Origin of the sequence: Streptomyces sp. NRRL F-5630 (assembly GCF_000719475.1) — a bacterium.
GTDB lineage: Bacteria > Actinomycetota > Actinomycetes > Streptomycetales > Streptomycetaceae > Streptomyces.
Window position 1 is genome coordinate 99,081 of record NZ_JOGO01000011.1, and the last position, 16,652, is coordinate 115,732.

Sequence of the window (16,652 nt, forward strand, 5' to 3'; positions counted from 1 at the left end):
GTGATCGCGGGCCACCGGGACGACCTCCCGGTGGCCCGTGGACCGCGGCCGGGCCGGAAGCAGTGCTCGCATACCTCATCAGGCGGCTCTTCGCCGTCGTCGTGATGCTGGTGGTCATCATGTTGGTGGTCTTCGGCATCTTCTTCCTCATACCGAAGTGGACCGGAGTCGACCCCGCGACGATGTACGTGGGCAAGCAGTCCGACCAGGCGGCGCTCGACGCCGTCCGGGAGAAGCTGCAACTCGACCAGCCGATCTTCGTCCAGATCTGGGACTTCTTCAAAGGCATCGTCGCCGGCCGTACCTACTCCGGTGGCGGCGAGGTGACGCACTGCGCCGCCCCCTGCTTCGGTTACTCCTTCCGGAGCGAGCAGGCCATCTGGCCGCAGCTCACCGACCGGCTCCCGGTCACGGTCTCCCTGGCCGTCGGCGCGGCCGTGCTGTGGGTGGTCTTCGGCGTCGCGGCCGGTGTCCTCTCGGCGCTCAAGCGCGGCTCGGTCTGGGACCGCGGCGCGATGCTCGTCGCCCTCTCCGGCGTCTCGCTGCCCATCTACTTCACCGGCATGCTCGCCGCCGCGATCTTCCACTTCGGACTCGGCTGGTTCGATCCCAAGTACGTCCCCATCGAGGAGAGCGTCACGGGCTGGGCGAGCGGGCTGATCCTGCCCTGGATCACCCTCGCCTTCCTCTACGCGGCGATGTACGCCCGCATCACACGGGCCACGATGCTCGACGTGCTCGGCGAGGACTACATCCGCACCGCGCGCGCCAAGGGCCTCACGGAGACCAAGGTCATCGGCAAGCACGCCATGCGCTCCACGATGACCCCCATCCTCACCATGCTCGGCATGGACCTCGGCGCCATGATCGGTGGCGCGATCCTCACCGAGACCACCTACAGCCTCCCCGGCCTCGGCCAGGCGGTGCTCAAGGCGATCAACGAGCGCGACCTCCCGGTCATCACCGGCGTCGTCCTCATCACCTCGCTCGCCGTCATCCTCGCCAATCTCCTGGTGGATCTCCTGTACGCCGCGATCGACCCCCGAGTGAGGCTCGCATGACGACCCAGCCCGCCGGCACCACGGACAACGAACCCGGGAAGACCGGCACCACGAAGACCGACACGGCCAAGACCGGCACCGCCCAGGCGAGCACCGCCAGGACCGCCACCGGCGAGGTCACCGCCGCGCACAGCGGCGCCGCACCCCGCGCCTTCCTCGAAGTCCGCGACCTGCGCGTCCAGTTCCCCACCGACGACGGCCTCGTCAAGTCCGTCGACGGGCTCAGCTTCACGCTGGAGAAGGGCAAGACGCTCGGCATCGTCGGCGAGTCCGGCTCCGGCAAGTCCGTGACCTCGCTCGGCATCATGGGCCTGCACACCACCGGCCAGTACGGCAAGCGCAAGCCTCGTATCTCCGGCGAGATCTGGCTCGACGGCGAGGAACTGCTCACCGCGGACCCCGACCGGGTCCGGGCGCTGCGCGGCCGCGACATGGCGATGATCTTCCAGGACCCGCTGTCCTCGCTGCACCCGTACTACACGGTGGGCAAGCAGATCATCGAGGCGTACCGCATCCACCACGACGTGGACAAGAAGACCGCGCGCAAGCGGGCCGTCGAGATGCTCGACCGCGTCGGCATCCCGCAGCCCGACAAGCGCGTCGACTCCTACGCGCACGAGTTCTCCGGCGGGATGCGCCAGCGCGTCATGATCGCCATGGCGCTCGTCAACAACCCCGAACTCCTCATCGCCGACGAGCCGACCACCGCGCTCGACGTGACGGTCCAGGCCCAGATCCTCGACCTCATCCGCGACCTCCAGAAGGAGTTCGGCTCCGCGGTCATCGTCATCACGCACGACCTCGGCGTCGTCGCCGAACTCTCCGACGACATCCTGGTCATGTACGGCGGCCGCTGCGTCGAGCGCGGGCCCGTGGACGAGGTCTTCTACGCGCCCCGCCACCCCTACACGTGGGGCCTGCTCGGCTCGATGCCGCGCATCGACCGCGAGGAGACCGACCGGCTCATTCCCGTGAAGGGCTCCCCGCCCTCGCTCATCAACATCCCCGACGGCTGCGCCTTCAACCCGCGCTGCCCGTACGCGGACCTCCCCAAGGACAACCTGACCCGCACCGTACGGCCCGAGCTGGCCCAGGTCGGCGACGCCCACTGGGCCGCCTGCCACCTCAGCAAGGAGCAGCGCGAGCGGATCTGGACCGAAGAGATTGCGCCGAAGCTGTGAGCGACGACCCCAAGGACGCGGCGATCCCCGCGCAGAGCACCGCACCCAGCGCTCCCGCCGCCCCGGAGACCCCGGCCGCCCAGGGGGACACCCTGCTGCGCGTCGAGGGCCTCCAGAAGCACTTCCCCATCCGCAAGGGCCTCTTCAAGCGGCAGGTCGGCGCCGTCCAGGCGGTCGACGGCCTGTCCTTCGAGGTGCGCGCGGGCGAGACGCTCGGCGTCGTCGGTGAATCGGGCTGCGGCAAGTCCACGATGGGCCGGCTCATCACACGACTGCTCGAACCCACCGGTGGCAGCGTCGAGTTCGAGGGCAGGGACATCACGCACCTGTCGACCGGCGCCATGCGCAAGATGCGCCGCGACGTGCAGATGATCTTCCAGGACCCGTACTCCTCGCTCAATCCCCGGCACACGATCGGCACGATCGTCGGGGCGCCGTTCCGCCTCCAGGGCGTCAAGCCCGAGGGCGGGATCAAGGCCGAGGTGCAGGGCCTCCTCGAACGCGTCGGGCTCAACCCCGAGCACTACAACCGCTACCCGCACGAGTTCTCCGGCGGTCAGCGCCAGCGCATCGGCATCGCGCGGGCGCTCGCGCTCAAGCCGAAGCTCGTCGTCGCCGACGAGCCGGTCTCCGCGCTCGACGTCTCGATCCAGGCGCAGGTCGTCAACCTCCTCGACGACCTCCAGGACGAGCTGGGCCTCACGTACGTGATCATCGCCCACGACCTCTCGGTCATCCGGCACGTCTCGGACCGGATCGCGGTCATGTACCTCGGCAAGATCGTCGAGCTGGCCGACCGCAAGACGCTCTACACGACGCCCGGACACCCGTACACCTCGGCGCTCCTGTCCGCGGTGCCGGTCCCGGACCCGCGCCGCAAGGGGCACGGCAACCGGCGGCTCCTGCACGGCGACGTGCCCTCGCCGATCGCCCCGCCCTCCGGCTGCCGCTTCCACACCCGCTGCTGGAAGGCCACCGCCTCCTGCGCGACCATCGAGCCCCCGCTCATCCAGCTCGGTACGGGCCAGAGGGTCGCCTGCCACCACCCCGAGCACGGCCCCGACCAGCTCCCCGGCGACGCCCCCCTGGTGAAGCCGGGCGGATCGGTGACGCTGAGCGAGGCCAAGACGGAGGCCGCTCCGGAGACGGAGGCGGAGGCCGCTCCGGAGACGGCGGTGGCGACGGAGACGGCGGCCGAGCCTGCGGCCACCGCCGTGGCGAAGAAGCCGGTCGCCCCGGAGGGGGAGGCGAAGGCGGAGGTCGCCCCCGAGAAGGAGGCGGAGCCGAAGCCGGAGGCCGTCGCGGAGCCGAAGCCGGAGACCGCCGCCTCCGCGCCGGACCCTGCGGACAAGGCCGCGCCCGCGCCCGACGCCGCGCCCGCTACGGCCCCCGACGCCGAGCCCGGCACGGCCCCGCGTGAGGAGACCGGTCCCGAAGGGAAGTGAGCCGTGGACCACCCGGCACAATGCCCGGGTGGTCCATGAACTCTTCTCGCCGGGCGTGCAGCACGTCCTCGACCTCGTCGGCATCTTCGTCTTCGCCATCTCGGGGGCGCTGCTCGCGGTCCGCAAGAACTTCGACGTCTTCGGCATCGTCGTCCTCGCGGAGGTGACCGCGATCGGCGGCGGCGTGCTGCGCGATCTCGTCATCGGCGCGGTCCCGCCCGCCGCCTTCCAGGACCTCGGCTACTTCGGTATGCCGCTCCTCGCCTCGCTCCTGGTCTTCTTCCTCCACCCCCACGTGGAGCGGATCAACTGGGGCATCGCGCTCTTCGACGCGGCCGGGCTCGGCCTCTTCTGCGCGTCGGGCACGATCAAGGCGTACAGCTACGGGCTCGGCTACGTCTCCTCGGCCGTGCTCGGTCTCGCGACGGCGGTCGGCGGCGGCCTGATGCGCGACATCCTCGCCAACGACGTGCCCTCCCTGCTGCGCTGGGACCGCTCGCTGTACGCGGTTCCGGCGATGGCGGGGGCGACGATCACGGCGCTGTGCATCCGCTTCGACGTCCTCAACGCCTTCTCCACGGCGGGCGCGATCCTCACGGCCTTCGCTATCCGGATGCTGGCGCTGCGCTACGACTGGCGCGCCCCCCGCGCCAGGAACCGGCGCAGCTCCGCCGTGGAGGTCGAGGAGTGAGTCCGCGTGAGCGGCGCCACCCTCCCCGCACCACAGAAAGCTACCGCTCAGTAGCCCTCTGACGTAGGCTCTGACCATGGCACAGGCAGCAACCGCCCCGGCGAGCGTCGGGAACAGCGAGTTCGACCGCGACACGGCCGTGCGCCGACGGGGTCCCGGCGTCTTCGACGCCACCCTCTCCGAGGGCTGGACCATCATCAACGCCGTCAACGGCGGCTATCTCCTGGCCCTCGTCGCTCGCGCGCTCGGTGAGGAACTCCCGCACGGCGACCCCTTCTCGATCACCGCGCACTACCTCACCGCCTCGCGCCCGGGTCCCGCCGAGATCCGCACCGAGACGGTCCGCGCCGGACGCACCCTCTCCACCGGACAGGCCGCGCTCGTGCAGTACGACGCCCAGGGCGCTCCCGTCGAGCGCTTGCGCGTCCTCGCCTCGTACGGGGACCTCGGCGCCCTCGACCCGGAGGTGCGCACCAGCGCGAAGCCCCCCGCGCTCCCGCCCGTCGAGCGGTGCCTCGGGATCTCGGATGCCCCGGACGTCAAGGTCGTACCCGGCTCGAACGCTTTCACCGAGCGCCTTTTCCTCAAGCTCGACCCCGCCACGGTCGGCTGGGCCGTGGGCGAGCCCTCCGGCAAGGGCGAGACACGCGCCTGGTTCGCCCTCGCCGACGGCCGCGACCCGGACCCGCTCTCGCTCCTCCTCGCCGTGGACGCGTTGCCGCCCACCGCCTTCGACCTCGGCCTCATGGGCTGGATGCCCACCGTGGAACTCACCGTCCACGTCCGCCACCGCCCCGCCCCCGGCCCCCTCCGCGTCGCCGTCACCACCCGCAACCTGGCCCACGGCTTCCTGGAGGAGGACGCGGAGGTCTGGGACAGCGCGGACCGCCTGGTCGCCCAGTCCCGCCAGCTCGCCCGCGTCGTCCAGCCGGGCTGAGACCCCGGCCGCAGGGGGCGGGGAGCGGCCCCCGTCCCCGTACGGACGGACCCCCCGCGCGCACCGCCCCGGGCTCTCGTAGCGTTGCCGCGAGCGGCCGGAAACGGCCCGCCGCAGACGCCACCGGCCCCGGGAGTCCCGTATGCAGCCGCGTGCCGACACCCTCACGCGCGACGAACTCGGCAGATCGGTCCTGAGACTGCGCCGCCGCCTCCCGCACCCCGCGCGCCGTGTCTGGGCCGCCCTCACCGAGGCCGCCCTCACCGCCCGCTGGATGCCCGCCGAGGTGGATCTGAGCCCCCGCGCGGCGAGCCCCGTCCGCTTCCGCCTCCCGGGCACGGCGCCAGGCGGCGGCGAGGTGCTGCGCGCCGTACCGCCGTGGGCACTGGGCTACACGTGGGGCGAGCACGAACTGCACTGGTCGCTGCGCCCGGAGCGCGCCGCCGGGGCCGCCGACGCGGACACCGCGCCCTGCGTGCTCCACCTGCGCCACGTCTTCGACGACCACCGGGGCGCGGCGAGCTACGCGGCGGGCTGGCACACGTGCCTCACCGCGCTCGCGCAGGTGCTCGACGGCGAGGAGCCGGACCACGCGGGCGACGCGGACGGTGCGCTCCACGAGGCGTACATCGGCCTCCTCGGTCTCGTCGGCTCGACGGTCGACGAGGGCCCCGAGAGCCTCACGATCCGCCTGGAGCGCCAGCTCGTCCGCCCCGCCGACGAGGTCTGGTCCCTGCTCACCCGCGGCACGAGCCCGCGCCGGGGCGAACGCGCGCCCGACGGCTTCGGCACGGTCGGCGCCCCGGCGGGCGAGATCACCGAGCTGTGCCCGCCCCGCCTGCTCGAACACGCGTGGAGCCCTCTCGGCCGCACCCGCTGGGAACTCCTCCCCGGCACCGGCCACGGCGCCCGTCTCCTCCTCAGCCACTCCTGCCCCCCGCTCCCCGAACCGGCCGTCGCCGCCGCCCAGGCCGCCTGGCACCAGCGCGTCGAGGAACTCGCGGCCGAGCTCCTGGACACCCCGGCCCCGGGCTGAGGGGCGCGCGGCGGGGAGGCCCGGCGCCGGGGCGGGGGGTGCGGTGCGGCGGGGGGTACGGCCGAGCCGGCGGCGGCCTCACGTCGGCAGCGGCCTCACGTCGGCTGAGACCGAAGCCGCGCCCGAGGCTGGGTAAGGCCCTCGGCGCGTGCGGTCAGGCTCCCTCGTCCTGCCAGTGCCGCCGCCCCAGCGCCACCACCCGCAGTTTCCGCCGCGCGCCGGTGAGCACCGCGCGCTCCGCCTCCGAGCCCGGTTCCGTCTCCAGGAGGGACGTCGCGGTGAGCAGGAGCAGGTCCACGTACAACTCGGCGAGCATCTGGACGTCCCGGACGGTCCAACCCCGGGACTCCGGCTGCGCGGCGAGTCCCGCGGCGACCTCGTGGGAGAAGCTGCGCAACTCCCGGTCCGTCGCCTTCCGCACCGCCCGTACGCCGCCGTGGCGCTCGCGCGCGATGAAGCGCACGTGCGCCGGGTACGCGCGTACGTGGGCGGCGATGAGGGCGACCGCGTCGGTGATGCGGCCCTCGGCGTTCGTCCCGGCCGCGAGCATCGCGCGCACGACCTGGTGGAGGCTGCCGAGGGTCTCGTCGACGAGGGCGACGCCGAGATCCGGAATGTCGCGGAAGTGCCGGTAGAAGGCGGTGGGCGCGATCCCGGCCGCGCGGGTCACCTCGCGCAGCCCGAGGCCGCTGAGGCTCTGCTCGGCGAGAAGGCCCAGCGCGGCGTCCAGAAGGGCCCGGCGCGTGCGCTCCTTCTGCGCGGCGCGGCTGTTCGACGCGGCTGTTTCGCCTACGGGTGCGGAGACGGCGGTGTGATTCATGCCATCCAGTCAACAACTGTTCGCCGAAATTCCCAAGCGTTCGGATGTGTAGACTGGCCAGTCAGTGAACACTTGTACTTACAGATGTTCACCGGATACCGTCCGTCGGCCCTCAAGGAGGTTCGGATGCTCGTCCTCGTCGCGGCCCTGCTCCTGCTCGGCGTCGTGCTCGGCGCCGTCGCCCACGTCCCGGTCACCGTCTCGCTCGTCGCGGGCGCCGCGATCGGCGCCTGGCTCGTGGTCTTCGCGGTGCGCGAACGCCGCCGCGCCCACGGAACAGCACGCCGCTGACCCCGCGCACGTCGGACCACCACCTGGAGGTACCCCATGAAGACCCTCGATCAGGAACGCCGAGCCCCCCACCCCGTGCACCTCGTCCGTCTCGCACGCGTCGTGCGCCCCGAGCCCGCCCAGTCCGCCGAGCCCCGGCGTGACGCCGACGCCATGGCCGTCGCGGCCTTCGTCCTCGGCCTCCTCGGCCTCCTCGTGCTCAACGTCGTCCTCGGCCCCGTCGCGCTCGTCCTCGCGGGCCTCGCGCTGTGGCGGGGGACCACGCGGCGCGGGCGCGCCCTCCTCGGACTCGGCCTCGGGATCGCCGACCTCGCCGTCTTCTTCGCCCTCGCGGCGGCCGACTCGACGCTCTCGTGGAGCATGTGAGCCGCGGACCGCGTGCGGGGACGGCGCGGGGATGAAGGGTGGCCCTGCGCCCGGTCACCGCGTGCGAGCGGCGGACGGCGTGCCGCGCGGGGACGGCGGTGCGCGGCGCTGCGCCGGGGGCGGGCCGAGGCGCCGCGTACGGCTCGTAGAATCGGAGCCACCATGGCCTACCTCGACCACGCAGCGACGACCCCGATGCTCCCCGAGGCCGTCGAGGCGCTGAACGCCCAGCTCACCGTCGTCGGCAACGCCTCCTCGCTGCACGCCTCGGGCCGCCGCGCCCGCCGCGTCGTCGAGGAGTCCCGCGAGACGCTCGCCGACGCGCTCGGCGCCCGTCCCAGCGAGGTCGTCTTCACCGCCGGCGGCACCGAGGCCGACAACCTCGCCGTCAAGGGCTTGTACTGGGCCCGCCGCGCCGAGGACCGGCGCCGCGACCGCGTCCTCGCCAGTCCCGTCGAACACCACGCGGTGCTCGACGCCGTCGACTGGCTCGGCAGCCACGAGGGCGCCCGCGTCGAGTACCTGCCCGTCGACGCCTACGGGCGCGTCGCCCCCGAGGCACTGCGCGAGGCGATCGCGCGCGAACCCGATTCAGTCGCGCTCGCGACCGTCATGTGGGCCAACAACGAGATCGGCACGATCCAGCCGGTGGCCGAACTCGCCGCCGTCGCCGCCGAGTACGGCGTCCCGCTGCACGCCGACGCCGTCCAGGCGTTCGGTCAGCTCCCCCTCGACTTCGCCGCGTCCGGCCTCGCCGCCGCCACGGTGAGCGGCCACAAGATCGGCGGCCCCTACGGCATCGGCGCGCTGCTCCTGAGCCGCGCCCTGACCCCCGTACCCGTCCTGCACGGCGGCGGCCAAGAGCGGCACGTGCGCTCCGGGACACTCGACGTGCCCGCGATCGCCTCCTTCGCCGTCGCCGGACGGCTCGCCGCCGCGCGGCAGGAGGAGTTCGCCCGCGAGGTCGGCGCGCTGCGCGACCGGCTCGTCAAGGAGGTACGGGACGCCGTGCCCGACGCGGTGCTCGGCGGCGACCCGGTCCACCGGCTCCCCGCCAACGCCCACTTCTCCTTCCCCGGCTGCGAGGGCGACTCGCTCCTCCTGCTCCTCGACGCGCAGGGCATCGAGTGCTCGACGGGCTCCGCGTGCACCGCCGGGATAGCGCAGCCCAGCCACGTGCTCCTCGCGACCGGCGTCGACCCCGACCTGGCCCGCGGCACCCTGCGCTTCTCGCTCGGCCACACGACCACTGACGCCGACATCGACGCGCTCGCCGAGGCGATCGGCCCGGTGGTGGCGCGCGCCCGGTCGGCGGGGCTGAGCTGAGCCACGGGGACCGTCGGGAGGGGCGGCGGGACGCGCTCGTCCCCGCACGACTCAGCGCGCCGCCCCGTACCGGCGCTGTCCGGCCCTCAGACCCTCCGTACCGCCGCCTTCGTCCCCTCCACCTCCGTACGGGCCCGGCGCACCATGCGCAGGTACTTCTCCCACGGCCAGTGCGGGCCCGGGTCGGTGTGGTCCGAGCCCGGGACCTCGACGTGCCCGATGATGTGCTCGCGATCGGGCGGGAAGCCGTAACGCGCGCAGATCGAGGCGGTCAGGCGGGCCGAGGCGCGCAGCATCGCCTCCGTGAAGTCCTGCGGGCGGTCGACCCACCCCTCGTGCTCGATGCCGACGCTGCGCTCGTTGAAGCTCCTGTTGCCCGCGTGGAACGCGACGTCCAGCTCGCGGATCGTCTGCGCGATGTGGCCGTCCCGCCGCACCACGTAGTGCGCCGCCGCGCCGTGCGCCGGGTCCTTGAAGACCTTGAGCGCCACCGGGTAGCTGCCCTGCACGACATGGATCACGACACGGTCCACGCCGTAGTCCCCCGGCCGGTCCGCGCGCCGCCAGTTCGCCTCCGAGGCCGCGACCCACTCCGCGCCCGGCTGGTCCACGGCCCCCGCCACACGCGGTCTCCCGACGCCCGGCGCCCGCCACCACAGGTGCCGCAGCTCGTCGCGCGCCAACACCCCCGCGCCCACGGCCGCCGCCGCGCCGCCGGCGAGCAGCGCACGCCTGCCGAGCCGCCCGCCGCCGTCCGGCAGGCGGGGCCCGTGCCCACGACCCGACGTACCCTCCATGCCGCTGTCAACGGTCGCCGACGGGCCGGTGTTCCCGCGCGGGCGGCGAAACGGTGCGGGCGGGAGGCGGGGAGCGGCCGGTGAAACCCGGGGGAACCGCGCCCCGTACGGCACGTACTCTGGGAGGGCTATGACTGAGACTTCCCCGCGCCCTCTCAGGGTGCTCGCCGCGATGTCCGGCGGCGTCGACTCCGCCGTCGCCGCCGCCCGCGCCGCCGAGGCGGGGCACGACGTGACCGGAGTGCACCTCGCGCTCTCCGCCAACCCGCAGTCCTTCCGCACCGGCGCCCGCGGCTGCTGCACCATCGAGGACTCGCGCGACGCCCGCCGCGCCGCCGACGTCATCGGCATCCCCTTCTACGTCTGGGACCTCGCCGAACGCTTCCGCGAGGACGTCGTCGACGACTTCGTCGCGGAGTACGAGGCCGGGCGGACCCCCAACCCCTGTCTGCGCTGCAACGAGAAGATCAAGTTCGCGGCCCTGCTCGACAAGGCACTCGCCCTCGGCTTCGACGCCGTCTGCACCGGCCACTACGCGCGCGTCCTCACCCACCCCGACGGCACCCGCGAGCTGCACCGCGCGAGCGACATGGCCAAGGACCAGTCGTACGTGCTCGGCGTCCTCGACGACCGCCAGCTCGCGCACGCCATGTTCCCGCTCGGCGACACCGAGACGACCAAGGAAGAGATCCGCGCCGAGGCCGAACGGCGCGGCCTCGCCGTCGCCAAGAAGCCCGACAGCCACGACATCTGCTTCATCGCCGACGGCGACACGCAGGGCTTCCTCGCCTCCCGCCTCGGCACCGCCGAGGGAGACATCGTCGACGAGAGCGGTACGCGCGTCGGCACCCACCAGGGCGCGTACGGGTTCACCATCGGCCAGCGCAAGGGCCTGCGCATCGGCCACCCGGCCCCGGACGGCAAGCCGCGCTACGTGCTCGACATCTCGCCGGTCGACAACACGGTCACCGTGGGCCCGCGCGAATCGCTCGACGTCGCCTCGCTCACCGCCGTACGCCCCCGCTGGTGCGGCACCGCGCCGTTCACCGCAGGCCGCTACACCGCGCAGCTGCGCGCGCACGGCGGCGAGTGCGCGGTGCGCGCGGAGCCGGCAGGCGAGGAACTGCGGGTCGTGTTCGACACGCCCGTACGGGGTGTGGCGCCCGGACAGGCCGTCGTGCTCTACGACGGCACCCGGGTCGTCGGTTCCGCGACGATCGCGACGACCCGGAAGCCGGAGCCCGCGGACGCGACGGTGGCGGACACGGCAGCCGTCTGAGCCCCGGCGGAAGCGCGGCGACCGGGCCACGGCAGCCGTCCGATGCCATACGCGGGCGGGGCGGGTCGGCTCCCCGGCGGAGACGCCGTGGGGGCGCGGACCGCGCCGCCCCTCAGTCGGCCAGTACCTCCGTCTCGTAGAAGCAGTAGTGCCCCTTGATCTCCGCGACGCGCGCCTTGGGCTCCTCGTAGGCCCAGACGAGGTCCGGGGCGTCGGGGAGCGACCAGTACGAGGCGTCGCCCTTGAAGGGGCAGTGCGTCGTCGTGTCCGAGGGGACGAGGAGCGCGGTGCGCACGTCCTCGGGCGGCAGGTAGTACCGCACCGGGCAGCCCGTCTCGCGCAGCACGAGGGGGCGGCGGCTCTCGGCGAGGAGTTCGCCGCCGTGCACGGCGCGCACGTGCTCCGTGCCCTGCTCGACCGTGATCGTGTGTCCTGCCATGGCGGAGTCCTTTCGCTGTGACGGCCGCCGGACGCGGGCGGCCCTTCCTCCGTTCAGCTTCCCCCGCGCGGCATCTGTTCCCACGCCGCGCGGGGCCCGTTCCGCGCGGCGTGGCGCGCGCCGTACCGTGGCGCCCATGAACATCTGCGTCTTCCTGTCCGCCGCCGATCTCGACGAGCGCTACACCCGCCCCGCCCGCGCCTTCGCGGAGCTCCTCGGCCGCCGCGGCCACACCCTCGTGTGGGGCGGCTCCGACACCGGGCTGATGAAGGTCGTCGCGGACGGCGTCGCGGAGAGCGGGGGAGAACTGCTCGGCGTCTCGGTCGAATTCCTCTCCCACAAGGCGCGCAAGGGCCTCGACACGATGCTCGTCACGAAGGACCTCGCCGAGCGCAAGGCCGAGCTGCTCGGCCGCTCCGACGCGATCGTCGTCCTCGTCGGAGGCACCGGCACCCTCGACGAGGTCACCGAGGTCCTGGAGATGAAGAAGCACAGGATGCACAGCAAGCCCGTCGTCATCCTCAACACCGAGGGCTTCTACGACGGCCTGCGCCGCCAGTTCGAGCGGATGCAGGCGGAGGGCTTCCTGCCCGTCCCCGTCAACGAGCTCATGTACGTCACGGACGACCCGGAGACGGCGCTGGACTACTTGGAGCGGGTGACGACGACGGCTGAGTGACGGGGCGGGGTTCCGCGAGCGGGGGGTTGGCGGCCGGGCGTGCCCCGTGGCCGGGCGGCTGGCGGGCGGCCGGGTGGTGGCGCCCGGCCGGTGCGATCATGGCCGTATGAGTACGTACGTGATCACCGGGGCCGGCTCCGGAATCGGGGCCGCCGTGGCCCGCCGCCTCCACGCGCGGGGCGAGGACCTCGTCCTCCTCGCCCGCGACGCGGGCCGCGCGAAGGAACTCGCCGCCGCTCTCCCCGGCGCCCGGACCCTCGTCGGCGACCTCGCCGAACCCGACCGCCTCTCCTGGGCCTTCTCGCACCAGACCCTGCCCGAGCGGGTCGACGCGCTCCTCCACGTCGCGGGCGTCGTCGACCTCGGCACCGTCGGCGAGCTGTCCCTCAAGTCCTGGCGGCAGCAGATCGACGTCAACCTCCTCGCCCCCGCCGAGCTGACCCGCCTCTTCCTGCCGCAATTGCGCACCGCGCGCGGCCAGGTCCTCTTCGTCAACTCGGGCGCCGGGCTCTCCGCGAGCCCCCAGTGGGCCGCCTACGCCGCCTCGAAGCACGGCCTCAAGGCCCTCGCCGACTCCCTGCGCGCCGAGGAGAAGGAGAACGGCGTCCGCGTCACCACCGTCTACCCCGGCCGCACCAGCTCGCCCATGCAGGCGAAGGTGCACCAGCAGGAGGGCAAGGACTACGACGCCACGGCGTGGATCGACCCGGAGTCCGTCGCCACGACCCTCCTCACCGCGCTGGACCTCCCGAGGGACGCCGTCGTGACCGACCTGATGGTGCGGCCCGGCGGCTGAACCGGCTCGCGGCGTACGGGCACGGGGCCACGCCCGCGGAACCGCTCCGCAACGCCCCGCCCCGTGTGGCTCGCGCCTCGCGCGCGGCGCCGCCCGTCCCCGTGCGCCCGCACCCTCCGGCCCCGCCTACCCTTACCGCGTGACCGCACCAACGCCCTCCCTCACCTGGCCCTCCGCCACCGCGATCGGCTCGCTGCCCGGAACCGACGCCCGCGAGGCCGCCCGCGCGGCGACCGGCTCCTTCGAGGACTTCCCGTACCTCGCCGAGCTGCCCGCGCGGGGCCCCGGCGCGGACATGATCGGCCGCACCACCGGCCTCCTCGCCGAGATCTGGGCGCACCTCGAACCGAGCGGCTGGCGCGTCAGCGACCGGCCGGGGCGCGACACCCGGCGCGCGCGTTCCTGGCTCGGCGAGGACCTGGACGCGCTGGAGGAGTTCACACAGGGCCACGACGGGCTCGTCAAGGTCCAGGCCGTGGGCCCGTGGACGCTCGCCGCCTCGCTGGAGCTGCGGGGCGGCGAAGCCGCCCTCTCCGACGCGGGCGCCGTACGCGACCTCGCCGCCTCGCTCACCGAGGGGCTGCGCGCCCACCTCGCCGACGTCCGCCGCCGCGTCCCCGCCGCCACCGTCGTCCTCCAGCTCGACGAACCCTCGCTCACCGCCGTCCTCACCGGCACCGTGCCCACCGCGAGCGGCTACCGCACCCACCGGGCCCCCGACCGCCAGCTCGTCGAGTCGACCCTGCGGGACGTCCTCGCCGTCGCGGAAGGCCCGACCGTCGTCCACTCCTGCGCTCCGCAGGTTCCCTTCGCCCTCTTGCGCAGGGCGGGCGCGGACGCCCTCTCCTTCGACTTCTCACTGCTCACCGAGCGTGATGACGAGTCGCTCGGGGAGGCCGTCGAGGCGGGGACGCGACTCTTCACGGGTGTCGTGCCCGGCAGCGACACGGCATTGTCGGACCCTGCCGGTAGCGTCATGGGGGTCAGGTCGTTGTGGCGCAGGCTGGGGCTGCCACCGGCGATTCTTCCGCGTTCCGTGGTGCTCACGCCGAGCTGCGGGCTCGCGGGGGCCTCGCCCGCGTACGCCCGTGCCGCGATGGCGCACTGCGTCCGCGCCGCTCGCTCGCTCGCGGACCACCCGGAGTGACGACCGGAGCGACGGGACCGAAGTGACCACGGGCACGCACGGGGATACGGGAGGACGGACGATGGCAGGCGAGAAGACGTCGCAGGACAGCACGGCGCAGGCGGAGGACGCCGGGCCCGTCGAGGCGGAGACGGGGAACACGGGCGCCGAGGCCGCCGTGCCCGCCGACGTGCGCGAGGAGCACGCCCGCATCGCCCGCGAGGTCGACGAGCACCGCTACCGGTACTACGTCAACGACCAGCCCGTCGTCAGCGACGCCCAGTTCGACGAGCTGCTGCGCCGGCTCACCGCGCTGGAGGACGAGCACCCCCAGCTCCGTACCCCCGACTCGCCCACCCAGAAGGTCGCGGGCGACTACCAGCAGTTCACGCCCTTCGCCTCCGTCGAGCACCGCGAGCGCATGCTCTCGCTCGACAACGTCTTCGACGACGAGGGCCTCGCCGCCTGGGCCGAGCGGCTGGCCAAGGAGGTCGGTGCGCCCGGCTACCACTACCTGTGCGAACTGAAGGTCGACGGTCTCGCCGTCAACCTGACGTACGAGAACGGGCGGCTCACCCGTGCCGCGACGCGTGGGGACGGCCGCGTCGGCGAGGACATCACGCCGAACGTGCGGACCATCTCCGACATCCCCGAACAACTCGCCGGGGACCGGATCCCCGAACTCGTCGAGGTGCGCGGCGAGATCTACTTCCCGATGGAGGACTTCGAGGCCCTCAACGCGCGCCTCGTCGACGCGGGCGAGAAGCCCTTCGCCAACCCGCGCAACGCGGCGGCCGGTTCGCTGCGCCAGAAGGACCCCAAGGTCACGGCGACCCGCCCGCTGCACATGGTCGTGCACGGCATCGGCGCCCGCGAGGGCTTCACGATCGACCGCCTCTCGCACGCCTACGAACTGCTCCACGAGTGGGGCCTCCCCACCGCCCAGCACAACAAGGTCGTCGACTCGCTCGACGGCGTGCGCTCCTTCATCCGCTACTACGGCGAGCACCGGCACTCCGTGGAGCACGAGATCGACGGCGTCGTCGTCAAGCTCGACGAGATCCCCCTCCAGGGCCGTCTCGGCTCCACCTCGCGCGCCCCGCGCTGGGCCACGGCGTGGAAGTTCCCGCCCGAGGAGGTCAACACGAAGCTCGTCGACATCCGTGTGGGTGTCGGCCGAACCGGCCGGGTGACGCCGTACGCCGTCGTCGAGCCCATCGTCGTCGCCGGCAGCGAGGTCGAGTTCGCGACGTTGCACAACCAGGACGTCGTCAAGGCGAAGGGCGTCCTCATCGGCGACACCGTCGTGCTCCGCAAGGCGGGCGATGTCATCCCCGAGATCCTCGGGCCCGTCGTCGACCTGCGCGACGGCAGCGAACGCGCCTTCGCCATGCCCGCCGAGTGCCCCGAGTGCGGGACGCCGCTGCGCGCGATGAAGGAGGGCGACATCGACCTGCGCTGCCCCAACGCGCGCTCCTGCCCCGCCCAGTTGCGCGAGCGGATCTTCTACCTCGCGGGCCGCAAGAGCCTCGACATCGAACACCTCGGGTACGTGGCCGCGACGGCCCTCACCCAGCCGCTCGAACCGAGCGAGCCCCCCGTACGCGACGAGGGCGACCTCTTCGACCTCACCGCCGAGGAACTCCTCCCTATCCGCTCCTACGTCCTCGACCAGGACTCCGGGCTGCCCAAGCGCGACCCGGCGAGCGGCGAGGAGAAGATCGTCACCTTCTTCGCCAACAAGGAGGGCGTCGCGAAGAAGAACACGCTCTCCATGCTGGAGAACATCGAGGCCGCCAAGCAGCGCCCCCTCGCCCAGATCCTCACCGGCCTCTCCATCCGCCACGTCGGCCCCGTCGCCGCCGCCGCACTCGCCCGCGAATTCCGCTCCATCGACCGGATCTTCGCGGCCGAGGAGAGCGAACTCGCCGAGACCGAGGGCGTCGGCCCGACCATCGCCGCCTCGCTCAAGCAGTGGTACGAGGAGGACTGGCACCGCGAGATCCTCCGCAAGTGGAAGGCGGCGGGCGTCCGCATGGAGGCCGCCGAATCCGAGACCGACAGCGGCCCGCGCCCGCTCGAAGGGCTCACCGTCGTCGTCACCGGCACGCTGGAGCGCTGGACCCGCGACGCGGCGAAGGAAGCGCTTCAGTCGCGCGGCGCGAAGGTGACGGGCTCGGTCTCGAAGAAGACCTCGTTCGTCGTGGTCGGTGACAACCCCGGCTCCAAGTACGACAAGGCACTCTCGCTGAAGGTCCCCGTCCTGGAGGAGGACGGCTTCGCGATCCTCCTGGAGGAGGGGCCGGAGGCGGCGACGGAAGCGGCGGTCAGGCCGGGGGAGGAGAACGAGGAGGAGGCGGCGGAGTAGGGGCGGGCGGGGCC

General features: G+C 73.1%; 17 protein-coding genes. 14 read left to right on the forward strand and 3 right to left on the reverse strand.

Going from position 1 to position 16,652, the window contains the following annotated elements; genetic code table 11:
- Positions 1 to 62 precede the first annotated feature (62 nt).
- The 6 genes from IF99_RS0107940 (at position 63) to IF99_RS0107965 (ending at position 6,351) form a co-directional block, all read left to right on the forward strand.
- Positions 63 to 1,061, forward strand: a complete 999-nt coding sequence (locus tag IF99_RS0107940; protein ID WP_030995646.1) for an ABC transporter permease — start codon at positions 63 to 65, stop codon at positions 1,059 to 1,061.
- On the forward strand, positions 1,058 to 2,242 hold the full coding sequence (locus IF99_RS0107945) for an ABC transporter ATP-binding protein (RefSeq protein WP_030995647.1): 1,185 nt from the start codon (positions 1,058 to 1,060) through the stop codon (positions 2,240 to 2,242). Before IF99_RS0107940 ends, IF99_RS0107945 begins: the two co-directional genes overlap by 4 nt.
- Entirely contained in the window at positions 2,239 to 3,687 is a 1,449-nt protein-coding gene (locus tag IF99_RS0107950) for an ABC transporter ATP-binding protein (RefSeq protein ID WP_030995648.1), read from the forward strand. The genes IF99_RS0107945 and IF99_RS0107950 overlap by 4 nt, the downstream gene beginning before the upstream one ends.
- A 28-nt stretch (positions 3,688 to 3,715) precedes the next feature.
- The gene (locus IF99_RS0107955; protein ID WP_030995649.1) at positions 3,716 to 4,378 is read left to right on the forward strand and encodes a trimeric intracellular cation channel family protein; all 663 of its coding nucleotides are present in this window, start codon (positions 3,716 to 3,718) and stop codon (positions 4,376 to 4,378) included.
- Between the two features lie 76 nt (positions 4,379 to 4,454).
- On the forward strand, positions 4,455 to 5,315 hold the full coding sequence (locus IF99_RS0107960; protein WP_030995650.1) for a thioesterase family protein: 861 nt from the start codon (positions 4,455 to 4,457) through the stop codon (positions 5,313 to 5,315).
- A 142-nt stretch (positions 5,316 to 5,457) separates the two neighbouring features.
- Positions 5,458 to 6,351 carry an SRPBCC domain-containing protein gene (locus IF99_RS0107965; protein WP_030995651.1) on the forward strand — a complete coding sequence of 298 codons (894 nt, stop codon included), beginning with the start codon at positions 5,458 to 5,460 and terminating at the stop codon, positions 6,349 to 6,351.
- A 154-nt stretch (positions 6,352 to 6,505) separates the two neighbouring features.
- Here the strand turns inward: IF99_RS0107965 and IF99_RS0107970 are convergent, their stop codons facing one another.
- A complete protein-coding gene (locus IF99_RS0107970) occupies positions 6,506 to 7,171 on the reverse strand; it encodes a TetR family transcriptional regulator (RefSeq protein ID WP_030995652.1) in 666 nt (221 codons plus the stop codon).
- A gap of 126 nt (positions 7,172 to 7,297) precedes the next feature.
- On the opposite strand from IF99_RS0107970, the gene IF99_RS34270 reads away from it, so the two are divergent.
- The 3 genes from IF99_RS34270 to IF99_RS0107985 all read left to right on the forward strand — a co-directional run bounded on the left by IF99_RS34270 (position 7,298) and on the right by IF99_RS0107985 (position 9,154).
- Positions 7,298 to 7,462, forward strand: coding sequence for a hypothetical protein (locus IF99_RS34270; protein WP_030995653.1), 165 nt, complete (start codon positions 7,298 to 7,300; stop codon positions 7,460 to 7,462).
- Between the two features lie 36 nt (positions 7,463 to 7,498).
- Positions 7,499 to 7,828, forward strand: a complete 330-nt coding sequence (locus IF99_RS34275; protein WP_030995654.1) for a hypothetical protein — start codon at positions 7,499 to 7,501, stop codon at positions 7,826 to 7,828.
- A gap of 162 nt (positions 7,829 to 7,990) precedes the next feature.
- Positions 7,991 to 9,154 carry a cysteine desulfurase family protein gene (locus tag IF99_RS0107985; protein ID WP_030995655.1) on the forward strand — a complete coding sequence of 388 codons (1,164 nt, stop codon included), beginning with the start codon at positions 7,991 to 7,993 and terminating at the stop codon, positions 9,152 to 9,154.
- A gap of 86 nt (positions 9,155 to 9,240) precedes the next feature.
- Here IF99_RS0107985 and IF99_RS0107990 read toward each other — a convergent pair whose 3' ends face one another.
- The gene (locus IF99_RS0107990; protein ID WP_030995656.1) at positions 9,241 to 9,951 is read right to left on the reverse strand and encodes an N-acetylmuramoyl-L-alanine amidase; all 711 of its coding nucleotides are present in this window, start codon (positions 9,949 to 9,951) and stop codon (positions 9,241 to 9,243) included.
- 130 nt (positions 9,952 to 10,081) lie between these two features.
- Between IF99_RS0107990 and mnmA the strand changes: the two genes are divergently transcribed.
- Complete coding sequence (mnmA, locus tag IF99_RS0107995; protein ID WP_030995657.1) at positions 10,082 to 11,230, forward strand: tRNA 2-thiouridine(34) synthase MnmA; 1,149 nt, start codon at positions 10,082 to 10,084, stop codon at positions 11,228 to 11,230.
- 112 nt (positions 11,231 to 11,342) lie between these two features.
- On the opposite strand, the gene IF99_RS0108000 is transcribed toward mnmA, so the two are convergent.
- The gene (locus tag IF99_RS0108000) at positions 11,343 to 11,669 is read right to left on the reverse strand and encodes a DUF427 domain-containing protein (RefSeq protein WP_030995658.1); all 327 of its coding nucleotides are present in this window, start codon (positions 11,667 to 11,669) and stop codon (positions 11,343 to 11,345) included.
- Between the two features lie 136 nt (positions 11,670 to 11,805).
- On the opposite strand from IF99_RS0108000, the gene IF99_RS0108005 reads away from it, so the two are divergent.
- From IF99_RS0108005 to ligA, 4 genes are all read left to right on the forward strand, one after another.
- Positions 11,806 to 12,348 carry a TIGR00730 family Rossman fold protein gene (locus IF99_RS0108005; protein ID WP_030995659.1) on the forward strand — a complete coding sequence of 181 codons (543 nt, stop codon included), beginning with the start codon at positions 11,806 to 11,808 and terminating at the stop codon, positions 12,346 to 12,348.
- A gap of 106 nt (positions 12,349 to 12,454) precedes the next feature.
- A complete protein-coding gene (locus IF99_RS0108010) occupies positions 12,455 to 13,144 on the forward strand; it encodes an SDR family oxidoreductase (RefSeq protein ID WP_030995660.1) in 690 nt (229 codons plus the stop codon).
- Between the two features lie 139 nt (positions 13,145 to 13,283).
- A complete protein-coding gene (locus tag IF99_RS0108015) occupies positions 13,284 to 14,291 on the forward strand; it encodes a methionine synthase (RefSeq protein WP_030995661.1) in 1,008 nt (335 codons plus the stop codon).
- 61 nt (positions 14,292 to 14,352) lie between these two features.
- Positions 14,353 to 16,638, forward strand: a complete 2,286-nt coding sequence (gene ligA, locus IF99_RS0108020) for an NAD-dependent DNA ligase LigA (RefSeq protein ID WP_078655022.1) — start codon at positions 14,353 to 14,355, stop codon at positions 16,636 to 16,638.
- Positions 16,639 to 16,652 lie beyond the last annotated feature (14 nt).